We start from the raw sequence: 19,409 nt of genomic DNA on the forward strand, positions 1-19,409 counted from the left end.
GGTCTAGGACGTGCCAATCGACGTCGCGAAGATGTGGAGATTCGGGTTCGACGGGAGTGTGAGGTACGCGACGGTCTTGCTCGGATCCAAGGGTACGGAACCGTAGAAGACGTTGACCGGATGGTTCTGGTCGGCGTTTTCCGGGGAGACGTTCCAGGGAACCGTCGCCACGATGTCGGTTCCGGGCGCAGGATCGTTGAAGTACCAGTCCGTAAACGCGAGCGGCGCCTGGGCAATGCTGCCGTCGGTGTACGTGACGAAGACTGTCCCTGATTGTGTGCCGAGTGCCCCTGCGCCGAGGAAGCCGACCTTCGTTCCGCTGCCGGACTCGGTGATTACCTGGCCCTCGGCCTTCGTGTTGTCGGGTAGAGCGGTCGGCACTGCGGGCCAGGTGAACGTCTGCCCGTCGTGGTGGACCGTCGCACCCGGGCTGAGGCCGGCCGCGGCCAGGCCCTGGGCCGAGTAGCTCGCGTCGCCGCCGTCGAACGTCCCGGCGAGGGGGTTGGCGTCGTCGGTGATGCCCGCGTTGTTGAAGGTTGCGGACAGTGACTTCGCCGCGCCGGGATACCAGATGACGTTCAGGTCGACGGCGCCGATCCTCGTGTCCGCCCTTCCGGGGGACGCTGCGGTGAGGACGATCCTGGCCGGCCCGGGTTGGGCGCCACTCGCGTTTTGCGCCGCGGACGCGGTGAGCCTGGCCGCCCCGGTGCCGCCGCCGGGGACCGTCAGAGTGCCCGTGCCGGGCCGGAGCGTGAAGGCAGGGTTGGTAGCCGGGCCGGCGGCGTAGTTCCAAGTGACCGTGACCGGGCGAGCGGCGTTGCTGGTGATCCGCAGGCTCGTTTCCTTCGAGTCGCCTGCGCCCAGGCCGATGACTCCGGGAGTGAGGCTCGCGCTCAGCGCTTGGCCGAGCGTCGTCTGGCTGAGCCCGCCGGCGTACTCGATGGGCTGGTTGGGGCCGGGCCGGTGCTGGTAGATCGCGGTGCCGACGAGGTCGTACCTGCCGGTCGCCGCCGACAGCGGGACGTCCACGTCCCAGTTGGTGGAGACGGTCTCGCCGGGCTGCACTACCGGGAATCGGTCCGGGCCCTCTGGATGGACCACTCGCTCGGCGCGGTCGCCGGTGCCGTATGCGTCGAGGCCGAGCCGGACGTCGAAGACAGGCCTCTGTCCGTTGTTGCGGTAGGTGGTGACGACCCGGTTGTCGCCGAGCTGATGAAGTTGGGCGGGCGCGTCGACGGCGACGCCGTTAGTCCCGCTGACGAACTGAAGCTCGGAGACGTCGTCGTAGCTGTTGTCCGGCGAGACGTATCGCAGCCAGCGGTAGTGCCCTCCGTCTGTGACTGGCAGCTCGTTCCAGCCCATCGTGGGTAGCGACTGGACGGTGGCGAGGGTGGTGCAGCCGCTCGTCGGGCCGTCGGCACAGCCCTCGAACCGTCCCCCGACCATGCGCTCCGGGTGTCCGAGACGAGGCGCGAATCGGACCATAGCGGCGCGCGAGGCGTGGCCCAGGCCCAGGTCGATTCCGGCGTAGCCGCCGCTCGGCTCGGCGTAGTCGAAGAAGGTCCCGAGGTCGCCGTCGAAGACCTTGTCGTACGTGTTTGGCAGGTTGCCCCATGCCGGACTTGTACCGTACGCCGTCCCGCTCAGCGTGCCCGGCAGCGTGTACTCCGGTACCCCCGGCGGGGTGCCGATCGCATCGGCTCGCGCGAACAGGTCGGCGACCGTGCCGCGGCGAGGTCCGCCCCACACGCGGTCCGCGAACGCCTCGCGCGAGCGCTGCAGGTAGCTGTCGAAGGCGCTGTCGGTCTGGCTGGTCGCGTTGTCGGCCCAGACGGAGATTTGGTAGCCCCGCAGGTGGGGGTCTTCTTGGGGCGTCCACTGTTCGTAGAGGCCCTTCGGGTCGGGCAGTAGATTCGAACCGGGAGTGATGTAGAGCCGGTCGCCCGGGGAGGCGACCACGTCGTAGCCCTTGTCGAGGTAGTGCTGCGGGCCGTAGTCCTGGCTCTCACCGGTCGCGGGCGAGGTCCACGTCTCGACTGTGATGTTCTTGTCCGGCGAGATGGTGGGGCTCTGGTTCACGTCCCACCAGTTCCAGATTCTCGTCCGCTTGCCGACCGAGCGCACGACCGAGTTCATGTCGTTGATGAAGTTCACGAAGATGTCCGACGTGGACTTGAGGCCGTGCGCGTGCGCGTAGTCGACGAGCTCCGGGCAGCGCTCCTGCGCGACCTGCGTCGGGGATTCGTCGGTGGCAATGTCGAACTCGGAGCCGGAGAACAGTGGTGCGAACTCTTTGATCAGTGCCGCAGTGAAGTCACGCACCTCGGGCCGCGTCACGTCGAGCGTGGTGCCGTAGCTGAGGCAGGGGATCTTGAAGTTCGGTTGGGCCGCGAGAATCGCCCCTGCGTGTGCGGGCATCTCGATCTCTGGCACGATCGTCACGTGGTATCGGTGCGCCGCCGCCTCGAACCTCGCGATGTCGGCTTTCGTGTACGCCTGGGGTGCGGCAAGGTACGGAAAGCGGTCGCTGACCAGCCGAAACGCATTGTCATCCGAGAGGTGCAGCTGCAGCGTGTTCAGCTTCAGGTAGCCCATCTCCCTGATCGTCTGCACGACGTAGTCCGGCGACCAGTACTTGCGTCCGGCGTCGAGCAGGTAGCCGCGTTCGCGGAACTGTGGCCAGTCGCGCGCCTCGCCGCGCGGCAGCGAGCGGTGGCCAGGGGTCGAACGCAGAATCTGCAGCACAGTCTGCGTCCCGTAGAACACGCCGGCGCTGCTCGTGCCCTTCACGTTAACCCGATCCCCGACGTCCAGGACGTATCCCTCAGAACCAGTATCGGTGGGCGCTCCGTGTTCTGAGAGCACCACGTCGCCCGTGTGCCCGTTCGTATCGACGACGACTTTCAGGTCGAGGCCTGTCACCGCGGCAAGGTTGTCATGCAGCAACTTGGCCTCGCCGAGCAGGCCCTTTGAGTCCACGGCGATCCGTGAGCGCGCGCCCAGTTCGTAGCTTCCCGCGCCTCCGGTCCACTCCCTGACGCTTGGGACCACGTCAGGCGCGGGATTCGCCGCCTCGGCCCTCGCCGTGGACGGCGCCAACATGCCCCCTGCCACGACCGTTACGGCCGCGGCTAGCACGGCCGTGCTTGTTCTTAGTGCCATCACGATTACTTCCTTATCATCGGGATAAATCCTAATTATTTCTGCCGCACAGAATGTGGAGATAGTTCGTTTTCAGCAGTGGGCTGAGACGCGACCTCAGCGGCGACCCCCCTCTGTCGAAGCCTCAGCTGGCGGCCGCCGATCAGCCACTCGGTGAGGAAGATCGTCCCGCCGGCTATGGCGACGCCGTGGGGAGCGTGCAGCGAGCCGTTGCGAAGGTGCGGCCTGACCAGGCGACCGTCCTCCATCCGATTCGGCCACGGCGCCGCTGCGTCGCCATATGAGTCGGGGTCGACCAGTGACCTAACGCGGCCGTCGCGGTCGATGGCCAGCAGGTCGCCGCCAAGGTCGGTAACGACCAGGTCGTCCCCGCTTAGGGCCAGACAGCTGGGAAGACGAAGAAGGGGGTCGGTCAGAACTCCTCTCCAGGACCCCGTGTGATCGAGGAGGACGAGACGGGAGTTGCCACGGTCGGCCACAACGACATACGCATCCGCACCTCGGCTGTCGACGACCAGGCCGTGCGGGCAGTCGAAACGGATGCCGGTGCTGGATCCGTCCAGCGTGGCAAGCAGCCTGCCGCTCCGGTCGAACCGCTGGACCAGTGATGCTCCGTAGCCGTCGGCGACCCACACCGACTCATCGTCGACAGCCACCGAGGTTGGCCGCCAAGGCGCGTCGCTGTACACCGGGAGGTCCGGCTGCTCGAGCCGGTCAAGGACCTCACCGTCCGGCGCGATTCGGACCACCTGGCCGCTTCGGCGCTCTTCTGCGTAGTCGTGCTCCGGGCGAGCTTTGAAGCCAGGGTCGGCCAGCCACAGCGTCTCCTGACCGCCCGTGCTGTCGACGGTGACTCCATGGACCTCGAGGAGCGGAACCCCGACGACCGTCGCGCCTCCGCTCGCCGAGACGAGCACGATCCCAGCGCCACCTGGCGCGCCGAAGACGACTGTGTCGTCTGCGAGCACGGCGATCCCGGCGTGTGACCACTCCTTTGTGTTGGTTCCCTCCGGCCACACAAGATCCCAGTCGAACTCGTCGGGCGTTCCGGTCATCGGCTCATCCCTGCTGCGATGATGACCGGCCGGGCCGCGTCAGTCGCGATGACCTCGCGGTACCGGCGCAGAGCCGAGCGCATGCCGATGCCGCACACGCCGGTGAGAACGCCCTCGCGGCGGTATCCGTAGACGCACTCGATGTCGTCGCCCTGCTCGAGGCACACGATCTCGTCGGCTCCTTCGAGGATGCCGAACGCGAGCAGCTGCGCGTCGAACTGATCGCTCCAGAACGTTGGCATCGGCGAGAACGGTTGCGCCACAATGTGGTCGAGCTCCGGCGCCCCGACTGCAGTGAGGGCGATGACCGTGCCGGCGCGCCGGGCCGTCTCGGTGGGGATGTTCCAGTGCTCGATCGACCCCGGCCTGTCATCGCGAAGTGGGTGCGGAAAACGGGCCAGGTCGCCGACGGCGAAGACGTCCGTCCAGGGGCTGCCGTCAGTGCGCAGGGCGCGCATCGCCGAGTCCGTGAGGACGCCACCGGTCAGGTCGAGGTCGTTGCCCGCCAGCCACTCGGTGTTGGGGACCGAGCCAGCCGCCTCCACGAGAACGTCGGCCCGCAGAACCGTCCCGTCCGTGAGCACGACGCCAGTGTCGACGTCCGCTCCGACGAGCCGGTCGACCTTGCTGTTCATGAGAAAGCGGACGCCATGCTGCTCGTGCAGCTCTCGGAGCCGAGCACCGAGCTCCGCGCCGAGCGGCGTCTGCATGGGCACCTGCTGGCTCCCGATGAGGGCGACGTCGCACCCGCGTCGTCGGGCACTGGCCGCCACCTCACAGCCCAAGAACCCGGCACCCGCCACCAGCACCCGCGTCCCCGGCCGCAGCACCGCACCCAGCCGGCCGGCGTCGTCCAGCGTGCGGAGTCGGTAGGTCCCCTGCGCAGGTCCGGCGGAGGGCACGACCGGACGGGGCCGCAGCCCGGTCGCGGCGACGAGCCGGCTGTACGGCAGCGTCTCCCCCGCGTCGGTGACGACGTGCCGCGCTTCCAGGTCTGCGGCGACCGCCCGAGTGCCGAGCCTCCAGGTCACCGACTCGGCCAGCCGGTGAGGAAGCGCGATGCGTGCGTGCTGCACGTCGCCGAGCAACCCCTCCTTCGACAAGGGCGGACGCATGTATGGCGGGTGGACCTCGTCCCCGACCAGGGTGATGTCACCGTCGTACCCGGCTCGTCGCAACGTCTCCGCTGTGCGCAGACCACCCAGCGACGCTCCGACGATCACGACCGGCGCGGCATCAGATCCCATCGTCCATGAGCAGCGTGATGGCCTGCATGGGGCACACGTCGGCGGCCGCCTGAACGCTCTGCAGGTCGGCCTCGGTGAACGTCGCGGTGTACTCGAGACGATCCTCGTCGTCCATACGGAAGATGTGGGGGGCCTCGGCTACGCACTGGCCGTAGTGCTGGCAACGGTCCATGTCGACGGTGATCTTCATCAGGAGTGCTTCCTCTGCGATTCAGGACGGGTGGCGGGCTGGGCTGGGATACGGACCGGTATCGCGTCGAACCGGTCGATGAGGGTGGGCATCCCGTCGCCGTCAGGCACCCAGGCGATCTCGGGCTCCCCGTCGAGCTCCCACCCCGGCCAGTCGGCGAGGAGCACGTCCAGGAACGTCCGTGCCTCCTGAGAAGCGAGGGTCATGCCCAGACAGGAGTGAGGCCCGGCTCCGAAGCCGAGGTGTGGATGGCGGGCGCGATGGATGTCCAGTTGTCCTGGCTCAGTCCAAAACTCAGGGTCGTGGTTGGCCGAGGCGAAGTTGAGCAGCACATACTCGGGTGGCCCTCCGTCTAGACCATCGTGGAGGCGCTCGATCTTCTGCAGCGGAGAGAGGTAGCGCACCATCTCCGCGATGGCGGCGTTTGACCGACCAGGGTTCGCGACGAGGAACTCACGGTCCGCCGGTGTCTTCAGGAGGTGCCAGACGATCCCACTGATGAGCTTGATGACGGTGTCCCGGCCGCCGGCGAGGAGCACACTGGCCATCCCCTGCATCTCCTCCCGGCTGGGGTGAGCTCCGTCGATGTCCAGACGCGCGACCCGGTCCCAGATGTCCGTGTCCGGCTCACCCGCCGCGTACCGCTCTTCGGCGACGGCTAGCACGCGGTCCATGTACGCCTGGAGKGTCGCTCCCGAGCGCTGGCTGGGGATGTTGTAGTCGCGCTCCCGGTGAGCGCGTTTGGACTCTGCGGTCACCGCTCCTCTGGCGTATGCCTCGGCGGTCCACACGTCGGGGCCCCACGAGATCCACTCCTCGACGTCCTGGGGCCGGTTGAAGACCGCCCCCAGACAGCCGATGGTGTACGGGAGTGCCACGTCCAAGACGACGTCGCCACCGCCGCGCCGGGTCACCTCGCCGATGAGGCGTCGCGCCTCGCCGGCGAAGGCGGGAATGTGGGGAGCAACCGCCGACCGCATGAAGAGGGGCTGGAGGGCCTCTCTGAAGAGGGTGTGTCGGGGCGGGTCCGCCTCCAGCGGAAGCTGGCGGTACGTCCGCACATCCCGGTCTCCGAGGAGGTCGCTGGAGTAGGTCTTGCAGTCCTTCGCTGCGCTGCGCACGGCGTCGTAGCCGCGGATCTCGCGATGTCGGCTGATGGGGTCCATGGAAGTGTCCACCTTTGTTAATTCGGCCAGCGATCGTTCCGGATGCACGCCTCACCCAGGTAGGACCGGTTCGGTGTCGTGGGCGCGCGTGCCGTGCCGTCACTCTTTGACTGCGCCAGTGGTGTGGTTCTCGAGGCGCCGCTGGTAGATGAAGAAGACGATCGCTACGGGAATGGTCATCATCACGGCTGCCGCAAGCTTGAGCGGGTACCGGTTCTCCTTGCCGCCCCCACCGGCCGTCAGGGCGGCCACAGCCTTGGGTAGCGGCGCCAGGTCCGGGTTCTGGGCCGAGACGATGAAGTGGGACAGTTCGTTCCACGAACCCTGGAAGCTGAGGATGAGCACTGTCACCACGGCCGGCATGGCCATGGGCATGACGACGGACCAGAAGGTGCGGAACGGTCCCGCACCGTCGATCCGTGCCGCTTCCTCCATCGACACCGGGATCGAGTCGAAGTAGTTCTTCATGATGAAGATGCCGGCCGCGTCGCACAGCAGAGGGATGATCATGCCCGGGTACGTGTCGTAGATCCCTAGCTGGTAGACCACGAGGAAGCGCGGAATGAGCAGGACCACGCCGGGCACCGCAAGGACCGCGATCACGCTGCTGAAGACGACCCGTCTCCCGGGAAAGGACAGCCGAGCCAGCGCGTAGCCCGCCAGCGCGTCCAGGAATGCCCGAGCGACCGTCACCGACCCGGTGACGACGACCGAGTTGAACAACGCTCGCGGGAACCAGGAGGAGAAGATCTGGCTGTACGCGTCGAAGGTGAGCGGGTCAGGAATGAGCGACAGCGCAGAGTTGGTCGCGTCCCCGTTCGTCTTGAGCGAGTTCGCCACGGTGACCAGGAACGGGTACACGTAGATCACCGATAGCACCGCGGCGGCCACGTTGAGTGCGATCAGGCCCCGACGTCGCGGGCGGCGGCTGCCTCTGGTTTGGTTCAGTCGAGTGGACGGTTTCGACCTTGTAGCCATGACAGTCCTCCTAGCGGGGATTTGAAGAGCTTCCTGCGCTGGGAGGCGTCGCGAGTGGTGAGGATGAGGCGCTGCAGGAGGGTGAAGGCGACGATGATCAGGAAGAGGATGAACGACATCGCCGCACCCCGCCCCCAGGCTCCGCTCAAGAACGACCAGTCGTACGACAGGTAGGCCGGCGTGAGCGTCGTCTTCGCGGGGCCGCCCTGCGATCCCGTGTAGATCTGGTCGAAGACCTGCCAAGAGCCGATCAGGCACAGCGTCAGCACGGTGAACAGTGTCGGCCGCAGCATGGGCAGTGTGATGAACCAGAACCGCTTCCATGCGGAGGCGCCATCGACGATGGCGGCCTCCTCGACCTCGTGCGGGATCTGTTGCAGCCCAGCCAGGAAGATCAGCATGAACGTTCCGGACGCTGCGAACGCCGCCATGATGATGAAGACGCACATTGCCACCGACGGACCCGACAGCCAGTCCCACCAACTCAGTCCCCACAATCCCGGACCGCTGAGGAACTTCGGCTCATCCTTCACGCCGAACGCGCCGGCGATGACTTGGATGACTCCTCGGGAGTCAGCCATCCAGCTGGGACCGTTGACCGACAGCAACCCCAGCAGTTGGTTCACCACGCCGGTGGTGTTGAAGAGGAACAGGAAGATGACAGTCATGGCGACCGAGGAGGTGACGGAGGGAAAGTAGAACGCCGTGCGAAAGGCACCCACGCCGCGGCGCCGCCTATTGACGATGAGCGCCAGCCCCAGTGCCAACGACGTCACCAGGGGCACCGAGACGATCACGTAGTACAGGTTGTTGCGGATAGACGTGCCGAAGTCCTTCTGCGACAGGCCGGGCTGGGTCAGGAATTCCTGGTAGTTCGCCAGCCCCACGTAGTGCACGCCCGAGGAGAGTGGGCTTCCGTCTCCGGTCCAGTCGGAGACGGAAACCCATGCCGCCATGACGACGGGCAGGAAGAGGAACACCCCCAGAATGAGGATGACGGGGAGGACGAAGAGCCAGCCTGCAAGGCCCTGCTTTTTCAGCGACGGTGCTCGTCGCCAGCGTCTTGGGCTATTCGTTCGTCGCTTCATCTCACCGAGACCTCATCTGGGGGCGCCTGACTTCCTGCGGGTGACAGCTACTTCGTGATGGCCCCGAGATTCTCCTGGGTCGAGTCGAGGATCTTCTTCGAGTCCGTGCTCGCCAGTTTCGACAGCTGTGCGTTCAGGTCGTTCATGACATCGGCGAAACCGGCCATGGTCGGGTACGTCTTCGCGTTGTCGATGCCGTCGAGGAAGGCGACCTTGTCCGGGAACGCGGACTTGTACTGGTCCGCTGCCGAGGACAGCGACGGAATGGGGCCGAAGGCCTTGGCGAAGGCGAGCTGCTGCTCCGGCGTGGTCAGGAACTTCACGAAGTCCACCGCCCCCGGAATGTTCTTCGACTGGGCCGCGACGCCCCAGGCGTTCGTGAAGAACATCGTTCCCGGTCCAGACGGCCCCGCTGGCATGTTGACAACGCGGTAATCGACCGTCGGGTAGTCGGCCTTCATCGCACCGTCCAGCCACGGCCCCTCCACGATCATGGCCGCCTTCTTCTTGCCAAGTGCCTCACCCGGCCAGCCGACGCCCAAGTCCGTCGACAGCTTCATGGAGCCGTCGGCGAGCATGCTCTTGAGGAAGTCCAGTGCGCGCACGTTCTCCGGTGAGTTGGCCTGGGCCGCGGTCTGGTCGTCATTGACGAGCCAACCACCGCTTTCGAGCATGAACGGCCCTACATGGGCGAAGTCGGGCGAGATGGTGAAACCCGTAACACCCTTAGCGGAGAGCTTCTTCGCGGCCGCGTGCAGCTGGTCCCAGGTCTTGGGGATGTCCGCGTCCGTGAGGCCGGCGTCCTTCCACATCTTGGTGTTGATGGCGAGGGCCAGCACACCCAGGTCCTTCGGCGCCGCGTAGAAGACGTTGTTGCTCGTGTACGTCTTGCGCAGGCTGGGGTAGAACTTGTCCGCGTTCGGCAGCTTGTCCGCGTAAGCAGCCAAGCGGTGCTTAGCCACCAGATCGGTGAACTGGTCTGGGCTCACGTAGAAGAGGTCCGGTGGATTCCCCGCGGTGAACCCTTGGGCCAGCTCTTGGGCGAAATCCGTGGCCGGGCGCACGTTGACCTTCGTGCCGGACTTGGCCGACCAAGCGGTCGCGGCGTCCTGAAGGGCCTTGGTCTCGGCGGCCCCCGACGTTCCGAAGAGCACGGTGAGCGGCTTGTGGGTGTCCGTCGACTTGCCGGCCGGGGAGGAGGACGAGGAACTTGTACCCCCGCACGCCGCGACGGTGAGGACGGCCGCGGCGCACGCCATGGCACCGAGGATCCTGGGATATCTACGCATACTGGGGTCCTTTCGGACGTTAAGGGGCGGCCAACGAAAGCGAGCAAGCGAGCCTCGGCGTTGCTTGCCAGGTTGGCGCGTTCTCGCATGGCCGAGGATGGCTATTTGATCGTTGAGCAACTATATTGACGGCCACTGGTTCGGTCAACCATTCGTCCGCATCACCTTTCGGTGCCTTTGTCCCCGCCCCTTCCCCTCTACGGAGCCCCATGACCCAGTCGCGTCCGCAGTCCGTCCGTCAGCCCTTCCTCCACCGCGATCTCGCGATCTTTCACGGCCCCACCCAAGCGTGGTCGCCCGCCGATGGGCAGATTCGGCACGGCGGAGGTCTCGCCGGCTTCTACCACTCCGACGTTCGCGTAGTGAGCGATGCGGTCCTGCTGGTGGCCGGCGAGGAACCGGAGCTCGTTGCGTCGGGACTGACCGGCTCGAGCGACGCGACCTTCATCTATGTCGTCCGGTCCATAGACGAGCCTGGGGCCGACCCCCTCGTCGAGCTGCGCCGGCACCGTCACTGTGGCGGCGGGGAGATCCGCGAGGTCATCGAGATCCGGACGCAGACCCATCAACCCGTGCACGGGACGCTCGAGGTGCTCGTCGCAAGTGACCTGGCCGGCATGGACATCATCAAGAGCGGAAGGTCGGTCAATCGCAAGGCGCCTCAGGCCTCCCCGTCGGATCACGGCCGGGTCGGCTGGCGAGACGGCGAGGTCACGGTCACGCTCAACGCGGAACGAGCGTCCTCCATCGCGGTTGACGGAGACCAGATCACGCTTCGGTGGGAGGTGGACCTAGCTCCCGGCCAGGTCTTCGCCACCGCATGGTCAGTCTCCGCCACAGACCGGGTCAGCGTTCTCGGGCCGCCGCCGGCACACGAGGCCGGTCAGCTGGAGCATCCGGAGCAGGGCGGGCTCCCCACCACCGGCGCCGACCACAGGGTCGACCGCTTCCTCAGCCAGTCCATGGCCGACATCGACTCGCTGCGGGCCACGCTCGCCGGCGGCTCCGACGTGTTCCTCGCCGGCGGTATCCCCTGGTTCCAGACCTTGTACGGTCGCGACTCGATCTGGGCCGCGCAGATGATGCTGCCGGTCACCTGGGAACTCGCCGCCGGGACCCTGCGCGCGCTAGCCAGCCGCCAGGGACAGCAGGTCGACACCCTCACCGCAGAGGAGCCGGGCAAGATCCTCCATGAGATCCGCCGCTCCTCCGACAACGACGAGCAACAGGCAGGGCTCCCACCCGTCTACTACGGGACCATCGATGCCACGGTCCTGTGGATCTGCCTGCTCTACGACGCCTGGCAGGCCGGCATGTCTGATAGCCAGGTCGAGGACCTGCTGCCCAACCTCGAACGGGCGCTGTCCTGGATCGAGACCTACGGCGACTCCGACGGCGACGGGTTCGTGGAGTACATCGACGCGTCAGGTAGAGGTCTGGCCAACCAAGGCTGGAAAGACTCCGGCGACTCGGTCCAGTTCGCCGACGGGACGCTGGCCACCGGGCCGGTCGCCCTCGTCGAGGTGCAGGCCTACACCTACCGAGCGCTCACCGTCGGCGCGGCGATCCTCGATGCCTTCGGTCGCCCTGGCGGCCCGGAGTGCCGGGCACGCGCGGCGGACCTGCGCACGGCCTTCCACGCCTCGTTCTGGGTGCGGGACGAGAAGGGCCCCTACCTGGCGATGGCCCTCGACGGGGAGAAGCGGCCCGTGGACGCGGTCGCCTCGAACATGGGGCACGTGGTGGGCACCGGGATTCTCGACGACACCCAGATCGCGTCCGTCGCGAGCCGTCTTCTCGGCGAGGACATGTTCAGCGGCTACGGCATCCGCACCCTCTCCAGCTCCGCAGGCCGCTACTGGCCGCTGCGGTACCACGGTGGCAGCGTCTGGCCCCACGACTCAGCCCTGATCGCCAAGTACCTGGCCGACGCCGGTCACCTCGACGCGGCGCGGACCATCGCAGGTGGGCTGCTCGACGCCGCCGAGGACTTCGACTACCGGCTGCCGGAGCTCTTCGGCGGACACGCCAAGGGCACCACTCCGCACGCGGTCCCCTACCCCGCCGCCTGCCCGGTGATCTGTTGGAGCGCAGCCTGTGCCATCACGGTCGCGAGCATCCTCGAGGAGAAGCTGCCGTGACCTCGAAGCTGACGCACCAGCCACACCTCCACGATCTGCACGCCACGATCAGCGCGCCGACGCAGGCCTGGACCGCAGCCGACGGCGACGTCCACCCGAGGACCGGAGCCCAGGGCTGGTACCACAGCGACGTACGCGTCCTCTCCGGCCTCGTCGTATCCCTTGATGGTCACCCGACCCTTTCACTGTCCCGCGGGTCGCAGGGTGCGGACCGTGCCGAGTTCCTCTCTGTGGCCCCTTCGATCGACACCCCTGATCCGGATCCGAAGGTGCTTGTCCATCGGCTCCTCGCCGTGCGGCCCGGCGAGGTCAACCTCACGATCACCCTGACGAACGGCAACGACGTGCCCCAGCACGGTCACCTTCGTGTCGACGTGCAGAGCGACTTGGCCACCATGGATGACGTCAAGAACGGGTTGCTGCCGACTCCGCTGCCACCCAGCGTCCAGTCGACCGGCACCGCGGTGACAGCGACGTGGGAGCGAGACGGGGCTACGGCAACCCTCATTGCCGCCGACGCCAAGCTCGAGTCCTCGGCGGACGGGACGGTTCGCCTCGTATGGCGTCTCGACCTCGACCCTCATGCCGACCGGGCGGTCACCCTGCAGCTGCGAGCGCACGACGCCCGAGCGGTCGTTCAGGCGTTCGAGCAGCAGCCATGGACGACTCCGGACGTCAACTGCGATGACGAGCGACTGGCACGACTGGTCACCCGTTCGCTGGACGACCTATCCGGCTTGGTGATGACCTCAACCTACTCACCAGGGGACTGTTTTCTCGCCGCGGGCGCGCCGTGGTTTCTCACGCTCTTCGGTCGGGACTCCCTGTGGGCGGCGCGGATGATGCTGCCGCTCGGCACGATGCTCGCGGAGGGAACGCTCACCACGCTGGCCGCCTTGCAGGGCAGCGACCATGTGGCTGAGACAGGCGAACAGCCCGGCAAGATCGCCCACGAGATCCGTCGGCAGACCCCGCAGCCCGAGGGGACCACGCGTCTGCCCCCCGTCTACTACGGGACCATCGACGCGACGCCGCTGTGGGTGTGTCTCCTTCACGACGCGTGGGAGTGGGGCATGCCGGAGGCAGCTGTGCGGTCACTCCTGCCCGCGTTGAAGGCGGCGTTGGCCTGGATGCGGGACCACGGCGACGCCGACGGAGACGGTCTGCTGGAGTACATCGACGAGACCGGCCGCGGTCTGGCCAACCAGGGGTGGAAGGACTCCTACGACTCGGTCCAGTTCCTCGACGGGACGCTCGCCACCGGTCCGATCGCGCTGGTCGAGGTGCAGGCCTACGCCTACGAGGCCGCCATCAAGGGCGCCACCCTCCTGGACACCTTCGAGGGTCCGGGCCACGGCGGACCGTGGCGCGCCTGGGCGGAACGAGTGAAGGAACGCTTCCACTCCTGCTTCTGGGCGTCCGACGCCCTCGGCCCGTACCTGGGGATCGCGCTCGACGCCGACAAGCGTCTCGTCGACACCGTCACGTCCAACATGGGCCACGTGCTCGGCACCGGCATCTTGAGTGCCGAGCAGAGCGAGCGGGTCGCGCGGAGGCTCGTCGACGAGACCATGAGCTCCGGCCTCGGCCTGCGCACCATGTCAACACAGTCAGCGGGGTACTGGCCGCTGAAGTACCACGGAGGCAGCGTCTGGCCGCACGACACCGCCATCGCGATTCGTGGGCTCGCCGCGGAGGGCCACGACGCGTCGGCCGCCGAGCTCATCGACGGACTGCTTCGGGCAGCGCAGCTGTACGACTATCGCCTGCCGGAGCTGTACTCCGGGCAGGCGTACCGGGCGACCTCCGGTGCTGTGCCCTACTCGGCCTCGTGCCGGCCGCAGGCCTGGTCGGCAGCGTCAGCCATCGCCATTCTCGAAGCGCTCACGAGACCGGTGCCGGACCGCGCCACGTGCACGATCCGCACCCACGCCGGCGGGCCGTCCATGCTTGGCAAGGTGACCGTCGACGGGTTCGTCGTCGGCGGTCACTGACGGGTCGCGCGCCCCCTCACCTTCACGAACGGAAAGGCTCGATGCGCAGGGCCCGCCCGATCGTTGGGAGCACCACGTCATCGACGCTGGCATCCAGGACCTCAGGGAGTCGGCGGTAGAGCGAGCCAAGGAAGCCCCCCAGCACGATCATCTGAGGATCCAGCATGTTGGCCAGGTTTCCCAAGAAGACCCCGAGGAGACGGAGCTGCCTGTCGGCGACCCGGAGAAAGTCAGCGCTCTCGGCCGTCTGAATAATCCGGTCGAGCTCCGCATCCGTGACGTTGCTGTAGCCAAGGGTTTCCAGCAGGTCATCGCGCTTGATGAGGGCCTCAACCGTTCCCCGAAGGCCTAGGAAGTCCGACTGCGGCGAATCCGACATGCGCACGTGACCCAGCTCTCCAGCGAAGCCCGACCTTCCTGCGAGAACGTGGTTGTCGACCACGATCCCGCCACCGATACCACCGGCCCCGGCGAAGACGTAGACAAAGTCACTCAAACCTCGGCCGGTGCCCAACCGATGCTCAGCCTGCGTCACGAGGCGAGCGTTGTTGTCCAGCCACACGGCCAGACCGGTCTTGGCCGCCAGTACGGACTTGAAATCGCAGTCGGACCACCCCAAACGGGGTGCCGACAAGATCACTCCGGTGCTCGGTGACACCTGCCCGGGGATGGCGACCCCCGCACCGGCGATCCGGAAGTCCTTCGGGAGCTGTCCGCGGATCTTCTCGATCAGGTCAGCGGCGACGATCGCGGCCTGCTCGGGTGAGTAAGTATCCGACACGCGGTGTCGCAGCGAGTGGAGCACTTGGCCGTCGAAGGTAATCATGCCGACCCGGATGGCATCGCTCTCGGGGTTGACGGCAAACGCGCCCATGGCACCCGTTGCGGCCACCATCATGCCCGGGCGTCCGACGCCGCCTCTTCCCGTGGCATGGCTTTCCATGATGAGGCCAAGGTCGACCAGGTGTCCGACGAGCTCCAGGACGGTGGTGCGTCCAAGTCGCAGCGTACGAGTTAGCTGCGCCCGTGAAATTGGGCCACCGGTGTGAATGACCGAGAGCGCCGCTGAGAGATTTCTACTCCGCAGCTCGTTCTTGGCCTGACCCGCAGAAGATGTCACGCCGACATAACCGCCATTCACCTGGATGAGTAGACCTAGAAACGAGCAAGGCAGCTCATTCTATCGTCGCTGGCACATCGCTAGGGTTTGAGGCCGAGTAGCTGCCGCAGTCCATTGGACCCAAGGGTCCGTTCCAAGGGCCGCTCGCCAAGAACCGGATCGTCCTGACCGCCATGTGTCCCTCACGGCGCAGACCCGTCGTGGTGACAGCGTGAGGTAGTCCTTCGTCCGCGACATTCCGGCTCCCCTTTGTTGTCAAGGGGTGGTGACGAGGGTGTCTTCCCGGTGGATCTTCCGTGTGGCCGGAGGCGGTTGTAACGTCGGGCCTGCGGGTCCGGGAAGTGGCTGATCCGAAGTGTCGATGTGCGGGGGCAGGTCRACCGCGCTGGATTCTTGAGACGCCCCGCAGTGCCCTCCCGGGCCCGTGCCGGCAGGCTCTGCCGCCCCCCTGATGTGCGCGTGTTCGGCGTCGGCGACGAGCTGTCGATAGAGCGCGTCGGAGATCCTGCGCTTCAGGCAGCGCAGCGCTTCGAGCTTGGTCTTGCCGGCGGCGAGCTTGCGCCGGTAGTAGGCCCGGCCCTCGGTGTCGAGGCGGATCTGGCTGATCGCGGCGATGTGGATCATGTGGTTCATCCGCCGGTTCCCCGCCCGCGACAGCCGGTGCCGGTTCTGCTCACCCGAGGAGGCGTCCAAGGGTGCGGTCCCGGTCCAGGACGCGAACCGGTTCCGGTCCGCGAACCGGGCGACGTCACCGACATCGGCCAACGTCCGGGCGGCCACGACCGGTCCGACACCGCGCAGGTCCATAAGCCGTGAGCCTCGCGCCTTGACCAGGACCTTGAGCTCGGCGGTGGCCTTCTTCATCTTCGCGTCGACCGCGAGCAGGTCGGCGAGCTCCTCGGCGGCGATCCTGCGACGGGTCTTGCCGGCGATGTCACGCGGGCGCACCGAGGCGAGGATCGCCTTGGCCTGCAAGGCAGTTAGGTCCTTCTTCGCCTGGCCAGGGACCAGCTCGGCCAGCAGCCGGTGGAGCCGGTTGACGGTCTGGACCCGCAGCCGGGTCAGCTCCTCGCGGCGGTCGGACAGCATCCGCAACGCCTCGAGCTCCCCGTCGACCTTCAGGACACGCAGGCCTTGGGTTCGCAGCGCGACGACCGCGATGGAGTGCGCATCAAGCGCGTCCGTCTTGCGGTTGTGTCCAGTGTCGAAGAGCCGGACCCGGGCTGCGAGCTTGGCCGGCACGTCCACGACGTGCTCGCCAGCCTCGAGGAGCCGCTGCGCCAGCGGACGGCCGGCGCCGTTGGCGCCCTCGACCGCCCAGACCCGCTCCGGCCAGGTCTTCGCATAGGTCCGCATCGCGGTGTAGCCGGCCTGGTCGGTGCGGAACCGGCCCGAGCCGAGCAGCCGCTCGTGTCGGTCGACGACCTCGATCGTCGCGGACAACTTGTGGGGGTCGACCCCGATAATCACCGTCGTCATAGCCTTCCTCCTGCTTCACCTCGTGCCGGTAAGGACGGCGAGGTGGGCAGTGCTGCTATGAGCTGGGCAGTCCCCTTTCGAGCCACGCCTCGTCACGGTGCCCGACGGACTGCAGACCGGAAGAGAGCCACACCAATCAGCCAGTGGGCAGCCGCTTGGAGAGCCTCCCGCCGGGCACCTGGACCGAGTCTGGCCAGACACCGATCCTGTCGGCAATCGTCTAGCAGCCGCCTGTAGCTACACAACGTGGAACTTGACTCGGTGGACAAGGGTGTTCTCGCCGATCGGCCCGGCGTGGGCCGCCCTGTCCCGAAGAGACTCGCGATCGGCCTCGCCTGATGCGGCAACGTCGTCGTCGGTCACGGCCGAGAAAGGCAGCACCTCGAGAGAGTCGATCTCGATGACGACGCCGGCAGTCCGGTAGCGGCCTCGCACCTTGACCTGCGGCCTGCTCCAGAGCCTGATCGAGACCGTGACCTCGCCGCCGGCAACGCGCTCGCGAACGTCTCGACTGAACATCACCCCTACACGCTAAGTCCGCCTCCAGGCGCGCGTCGATATAGCCCCTTCCGCCGCGTATCGGCGCTCTGACAATGAGCCGAGGGCGTGGCTGCGTGCCGATGATGCACACGGGTGGCGCAGACGCGCGGCAGGCGGGCGCGCACCCTCTGGCGGACCCCTACGTGTCCGGGCATCGCGGTCGCGAGCGCGTCACTGGTTGGGTGCCACGTACGTTCCGGGCGGGTCCACGCACCATCCGCTCGAGCGGCGGATCAGCGGCGCTGCGGGCGAGGAACGGCGTCGTTGCCGACCGATGCCTGACGGCCAAGGCATACTACTCCTGAGCCGCTCCGTCACCTCGGGAGCCATCGTGACGTGGACGTCTCCCCCAGTTCCCTGACACCGACACTCAGCTGGTCAACGAGACGAGCACGAGCATCGCCGGCCTTCCCTGAGAGACAGATCACCGAGCATCTGGGCCAGGAGAAGCACGCCAGTCCGGCCGCTGATGCGGGCAGCAATCCCAGCCTGGAACTCGAACCGGCCGATGCCCTCAGCCCACCCAGCGGGGTATCTGTTTCTTGCGGAACGTCGACCAGGCGGTGGCGAAGTCAGCGGTGGCTCGGTCGGCGCGGGCCTGCTCCAAGGCATGAAGGCGGCCGAAGGTGAAGGCGTTGTCGCCGTCGAGGTGAGCCTGCATCCCGTACTCACGTAGCCGTTCACGGGCGACGACCGAGTCCTGACGGACCCCGAGGGCCTCCTGGACCTTCTTGGCGGAGGCTGCCAGGGAGCGGGCTCGCTTGCCGACGACAGGTGTGGCGGCCTCCGCGGCGTAGCGCAGCCGCTTGGCCTTCTTCCGCGCCTCGTGAAACGCGACGTCCCGGGCCTCGGGATCCTGCGCAGACGTGATCGCACGAACCTCCCGATCCAGCCGTTTGACGTCGCGACGCAGCAGCCGGCGTACGCCCTCCTCCGCGGCCGTGTCGGCGTCCGCGCTCAGCGGCGCAGCCCTGACCAGCTCGTCGAGGGCGTCGAGCATCCGAAGGTACCGTTCGCTCTCGAGGGCCTGGAGGGCACGTTCGCGTCCGGCCTTGTATGCCGCGCTCAACTCGTCGTCGATCCGCGCGGCGACCGAGCCGACAACCAGCTCGGGGGGTTCCTGGCCGAGCACCCCCGTCAGGTGCTCACGCAGGACCTGCGCGTCGCGGGCTTGCCCGAGGGACTCACCGAGCCAGCGCAGCTCCGCTCGCACCGGATCAGTGGCGGCACGCTCGAGCATCGGGCCGAAGCTGGTCAGCGCGGACCGGAGCCGGCGCGCGGCAATCCGCATGCGATGGATCGACCCAGCCTGTCCGGCCCGCACGCCAGCGTCGCGCAGTTGCAGCTTGGCCGTCTGTTCCGTCAGAAGCGCGACGAAGAGCTGCCCTACAGTGCCTGCGGCCAGGTCGTCTTTCGAGGGCGGAGCCGGAATGGCCGGTGCGAGCTCACCGATGGTGCGGACGAGCTTCGAGGACACCCGCGCCGGTGAGGCTCCCGCAGCCACGAGGTGCGCCTCCACGGCGTCCAGCAATGTCGGGGACGCACCGTCGAGCTCGACCTCCCATTCCCGCCACGACTGCTCCGGGCTCCGGTCGTCCAGTCTGTGCGCCCGCACATGGTCGTCGCAGACCCGGGCAAGGACGGCGCCGTCAGGGCCACACAACGCATACTCACGGCGGGTCGTGCGCACCGATGCGACGGCGCCAACCAGACGGTCCCGCACGATGGCCCGCACGTGCGTGAGCAACGAGGGGGGCACCGTCTCCTCTGCCTGCCCGAGAGGGGCCTGCAGCTCGGTGCGGGTGTCCCCGCTGACGGGCAGCTTGAGGTGCCAGCCGGCGTCGGTGCCACCGCTGCGTCGTCGCAGGGTCATTCCTCGGCGGGCCAGATCCAGGCCCGCCGTGTCGAAGTACACCGCGTCCAAACGGAACTCCTCCGGCGGACGGACCGAGCCCACGCC

The 19,409-nt window shown here is 67.3% G+C and carries 14 protein-coding genes; 2 read left to right on the forward strand and 12 right to left on the reverse strand.

Annotation, left to right across the window (positions count from 1 at the left end; genetic code table 11):
- Positions 1-3: 3 nt before the first annotated feature.
- The 8 genes from AC1DP0_RS07220 to AC1DP0_RS07255 all read right to left on the reverse strand — a co-directional run bounded on the left by AC1DP0_RS07220 (position 4) and on the right by AC1DP0_RS07255 (position 10,145).
- Positions 4-3,138, reverse strand: coding sequence for a family 20 glycosylhydrolase (locus tag AC1DP0_RS07220; RefSeq protein ID WP_478083214.1), 3,135 nt, complete (start codon positions 3,136-3,138; stop codon positions 4-6).
- A gap of 59 nt (positions 3,139-3,197) precedes the next feature.
- The gene (locus AC1DP0_RS07225) at positions 3,198-4,217 is read right to left on the reverse strand and encodes an NHL repeat-containing protein (protein ID WP_478083215.1); all 1,020 of its coding nucleotides are present in this window, start codon (positions 4,215-4,217) and stop codon (positions 3,198-3,200) included.
- Positions 4,214-5,464 carry an NAD(P)/FAD-dependent oxidoreductase gene (locus AC1DP0_RS07230; RefSeq protein WP_478083216.1) on the reverse strand — a complete coding sequence of 417 codons (1,251 nt, stop codon included), beginning with the start codon at positions 5,462-5,464 and terminating at the stop codon, positions 4,214-4,216. Before AC1DP0_RS07230 ends, AC1DP0_RS07225 begins: the two co-directional genes overlap by 4 nt.
- Positions 5,454-5,654 (reverse strand): ferredoxin, encoded by a 201-nt coding sequence (locus AC1DP0_RS07235; RefSeq protein ID WP_478083217.1) that lies wholly within the window; start codon positions 5,652-5,654, stop codon positions 5,454-5,456. The genes AC1DP0_RS07230 and AC1DP0_RS07235 overlap by 11 nt, the downstream gene beginning before the upstream one ends.
- Complete coding sequence (locus tag AC1DP0_RS07240; RefSeq protein ID WP_478083219.1) at positions 5,654-6,820, reverse strand: cytochrome P450; 1,167 nt, start codon at positions 6,818-6,820, stop codon at positions 5,654-5,656. Before AC1DP0_RS07240 ends, AC1DP0_RS07235 begins: the two co-directional genes overlap by 1 nt.
- Before the next feature lie 99 nt (positions 6,821-6,919).
- Positions 6,920-7,798, reverse strand: a complete 879-nt coding sequence (locus AC1DP0_RS07245; RefSeq protein ID WP_478083220.1) for a carbohydrate ABC transporter permease — start codon at positions 7,796-7,798, stop codon at positions 6,920-6,922.
- Complete coding sequence (locus tag AC1DP0_RS07250) at positions 7,765-8,886, reverse strand: carbohydrate ABC transporter permease (protein WP_478083221.1); 1,122 nt, start codon at positions 8,884-8,886, stop codon at positions 7,765-7,767. The genes AC1DP0_RS07245 and AC1DP0_RS07250 overlap by 34 nt, the downstream gene beginning before the upstream one ends.
- Positions 8,887-8,933: 47 nt before the next feature.
- The gene (locus AC1DP0_RS07255) at positions 8,934-10,145 is read right to left on the reverse strand and encodes a sugar ABC transporter substrate-binding protein (protein WP_478083222.1); all 1,212 of its coding nucleotides are present in this window, start codon (positions 10,143-10,145) and stop codon (positions 8,934-8,936) included.
- Positions 10,146-10,384: 239 nt separating this feature from the next.
- Between AC1DP0_RS07255 and AC1DP0_RS07260 the strand changes: the two genes are divergently transcribed.
- Both AC1DP0_RS07260 and AC1DP0_RS07265 read left to right on the forward strand, forming a co-directional pair.
- Positions 10,385-12,316, forward strand: a complete 1,932-nt coding sequence (locus AC1DP0_RS07260; protein ID WP_478083224.1) for an amylo-alpha-1,6-glucosidase — start codon at positions 10,385-10,387, stop codon at positions 12,314-12,316.
- Complete coding sequence (locus AC1DP0_RS07265) at positions 12,313-14,310, forward strand: glycogen debranching N-terminal domain-containing protein (RefSeq protein ID WP_478083226.1); 1,998 nt, start codon at positions 12,313-12,315, stop codon at positions 14,308-14,310. Before AC1DP0_RS07260 ends, AC1DP0_RS07265 begins: the two co-directional genes overlap by 4 nt.
- Before the next feature lie 22 nt (positions 14,311-14,332).
- Here the strand turns inward: AC1DP0_RS07265 and AC1DP0_RS07270 are convergent, their stop codons facing one another.
- The 4 genes from AC1DP0_RS07270 to AC1DP0_RS07285 all read right to left on the reverse strand — a co-directional run.
- On the reverse strand, positions 14,333-15,451 hold the full coding sequence (locus tag AC1DP0_RS07270; RefSeq protein WP_478083230.1) for an ROK family protein: 1,119 nt from the start codon (positions 15,449-15,451) through the stop codon (positions 14,333-14,335).
- A 234-nt stretch (positions 15,452-15,685) separates the two neighbouring features.
- On the reverse strand, positions 15,686-16,909 hold the full coding sequence (locus AC1DP0_RS07275; RefSeq protein WP_478083233.1) for an IS110 family RNA-guided transposase: 1,224 nt from the start codon (positions 16,907-16,909) through the stop codon (positions 15,686-15,688).
- Positions 16,910-17,146: 237 nt separating this feature from the next.
- Entirely contained in the window at positions 17,147-17,431 is a 285-nt protein-coding gene (locus AC1DP0_RS07280; RefSeq protein ID WP_478083236.1) for an ASCH domain-containing protein, read from the reverse strand.
- Between the two features lie 532 nt (positions 17,432-17,963).
- The coding region (locus AC1DP0_RS07285; protein WP_478083240.1) for a CYTH and CHAD domain-containing protein at positions 17,964-19,409 on the reverse strand (1,446 nt) is incomplete at its 5' end.

This window comes from Terrabacter sp. P5_B1 (assembly GCF_056400505.1).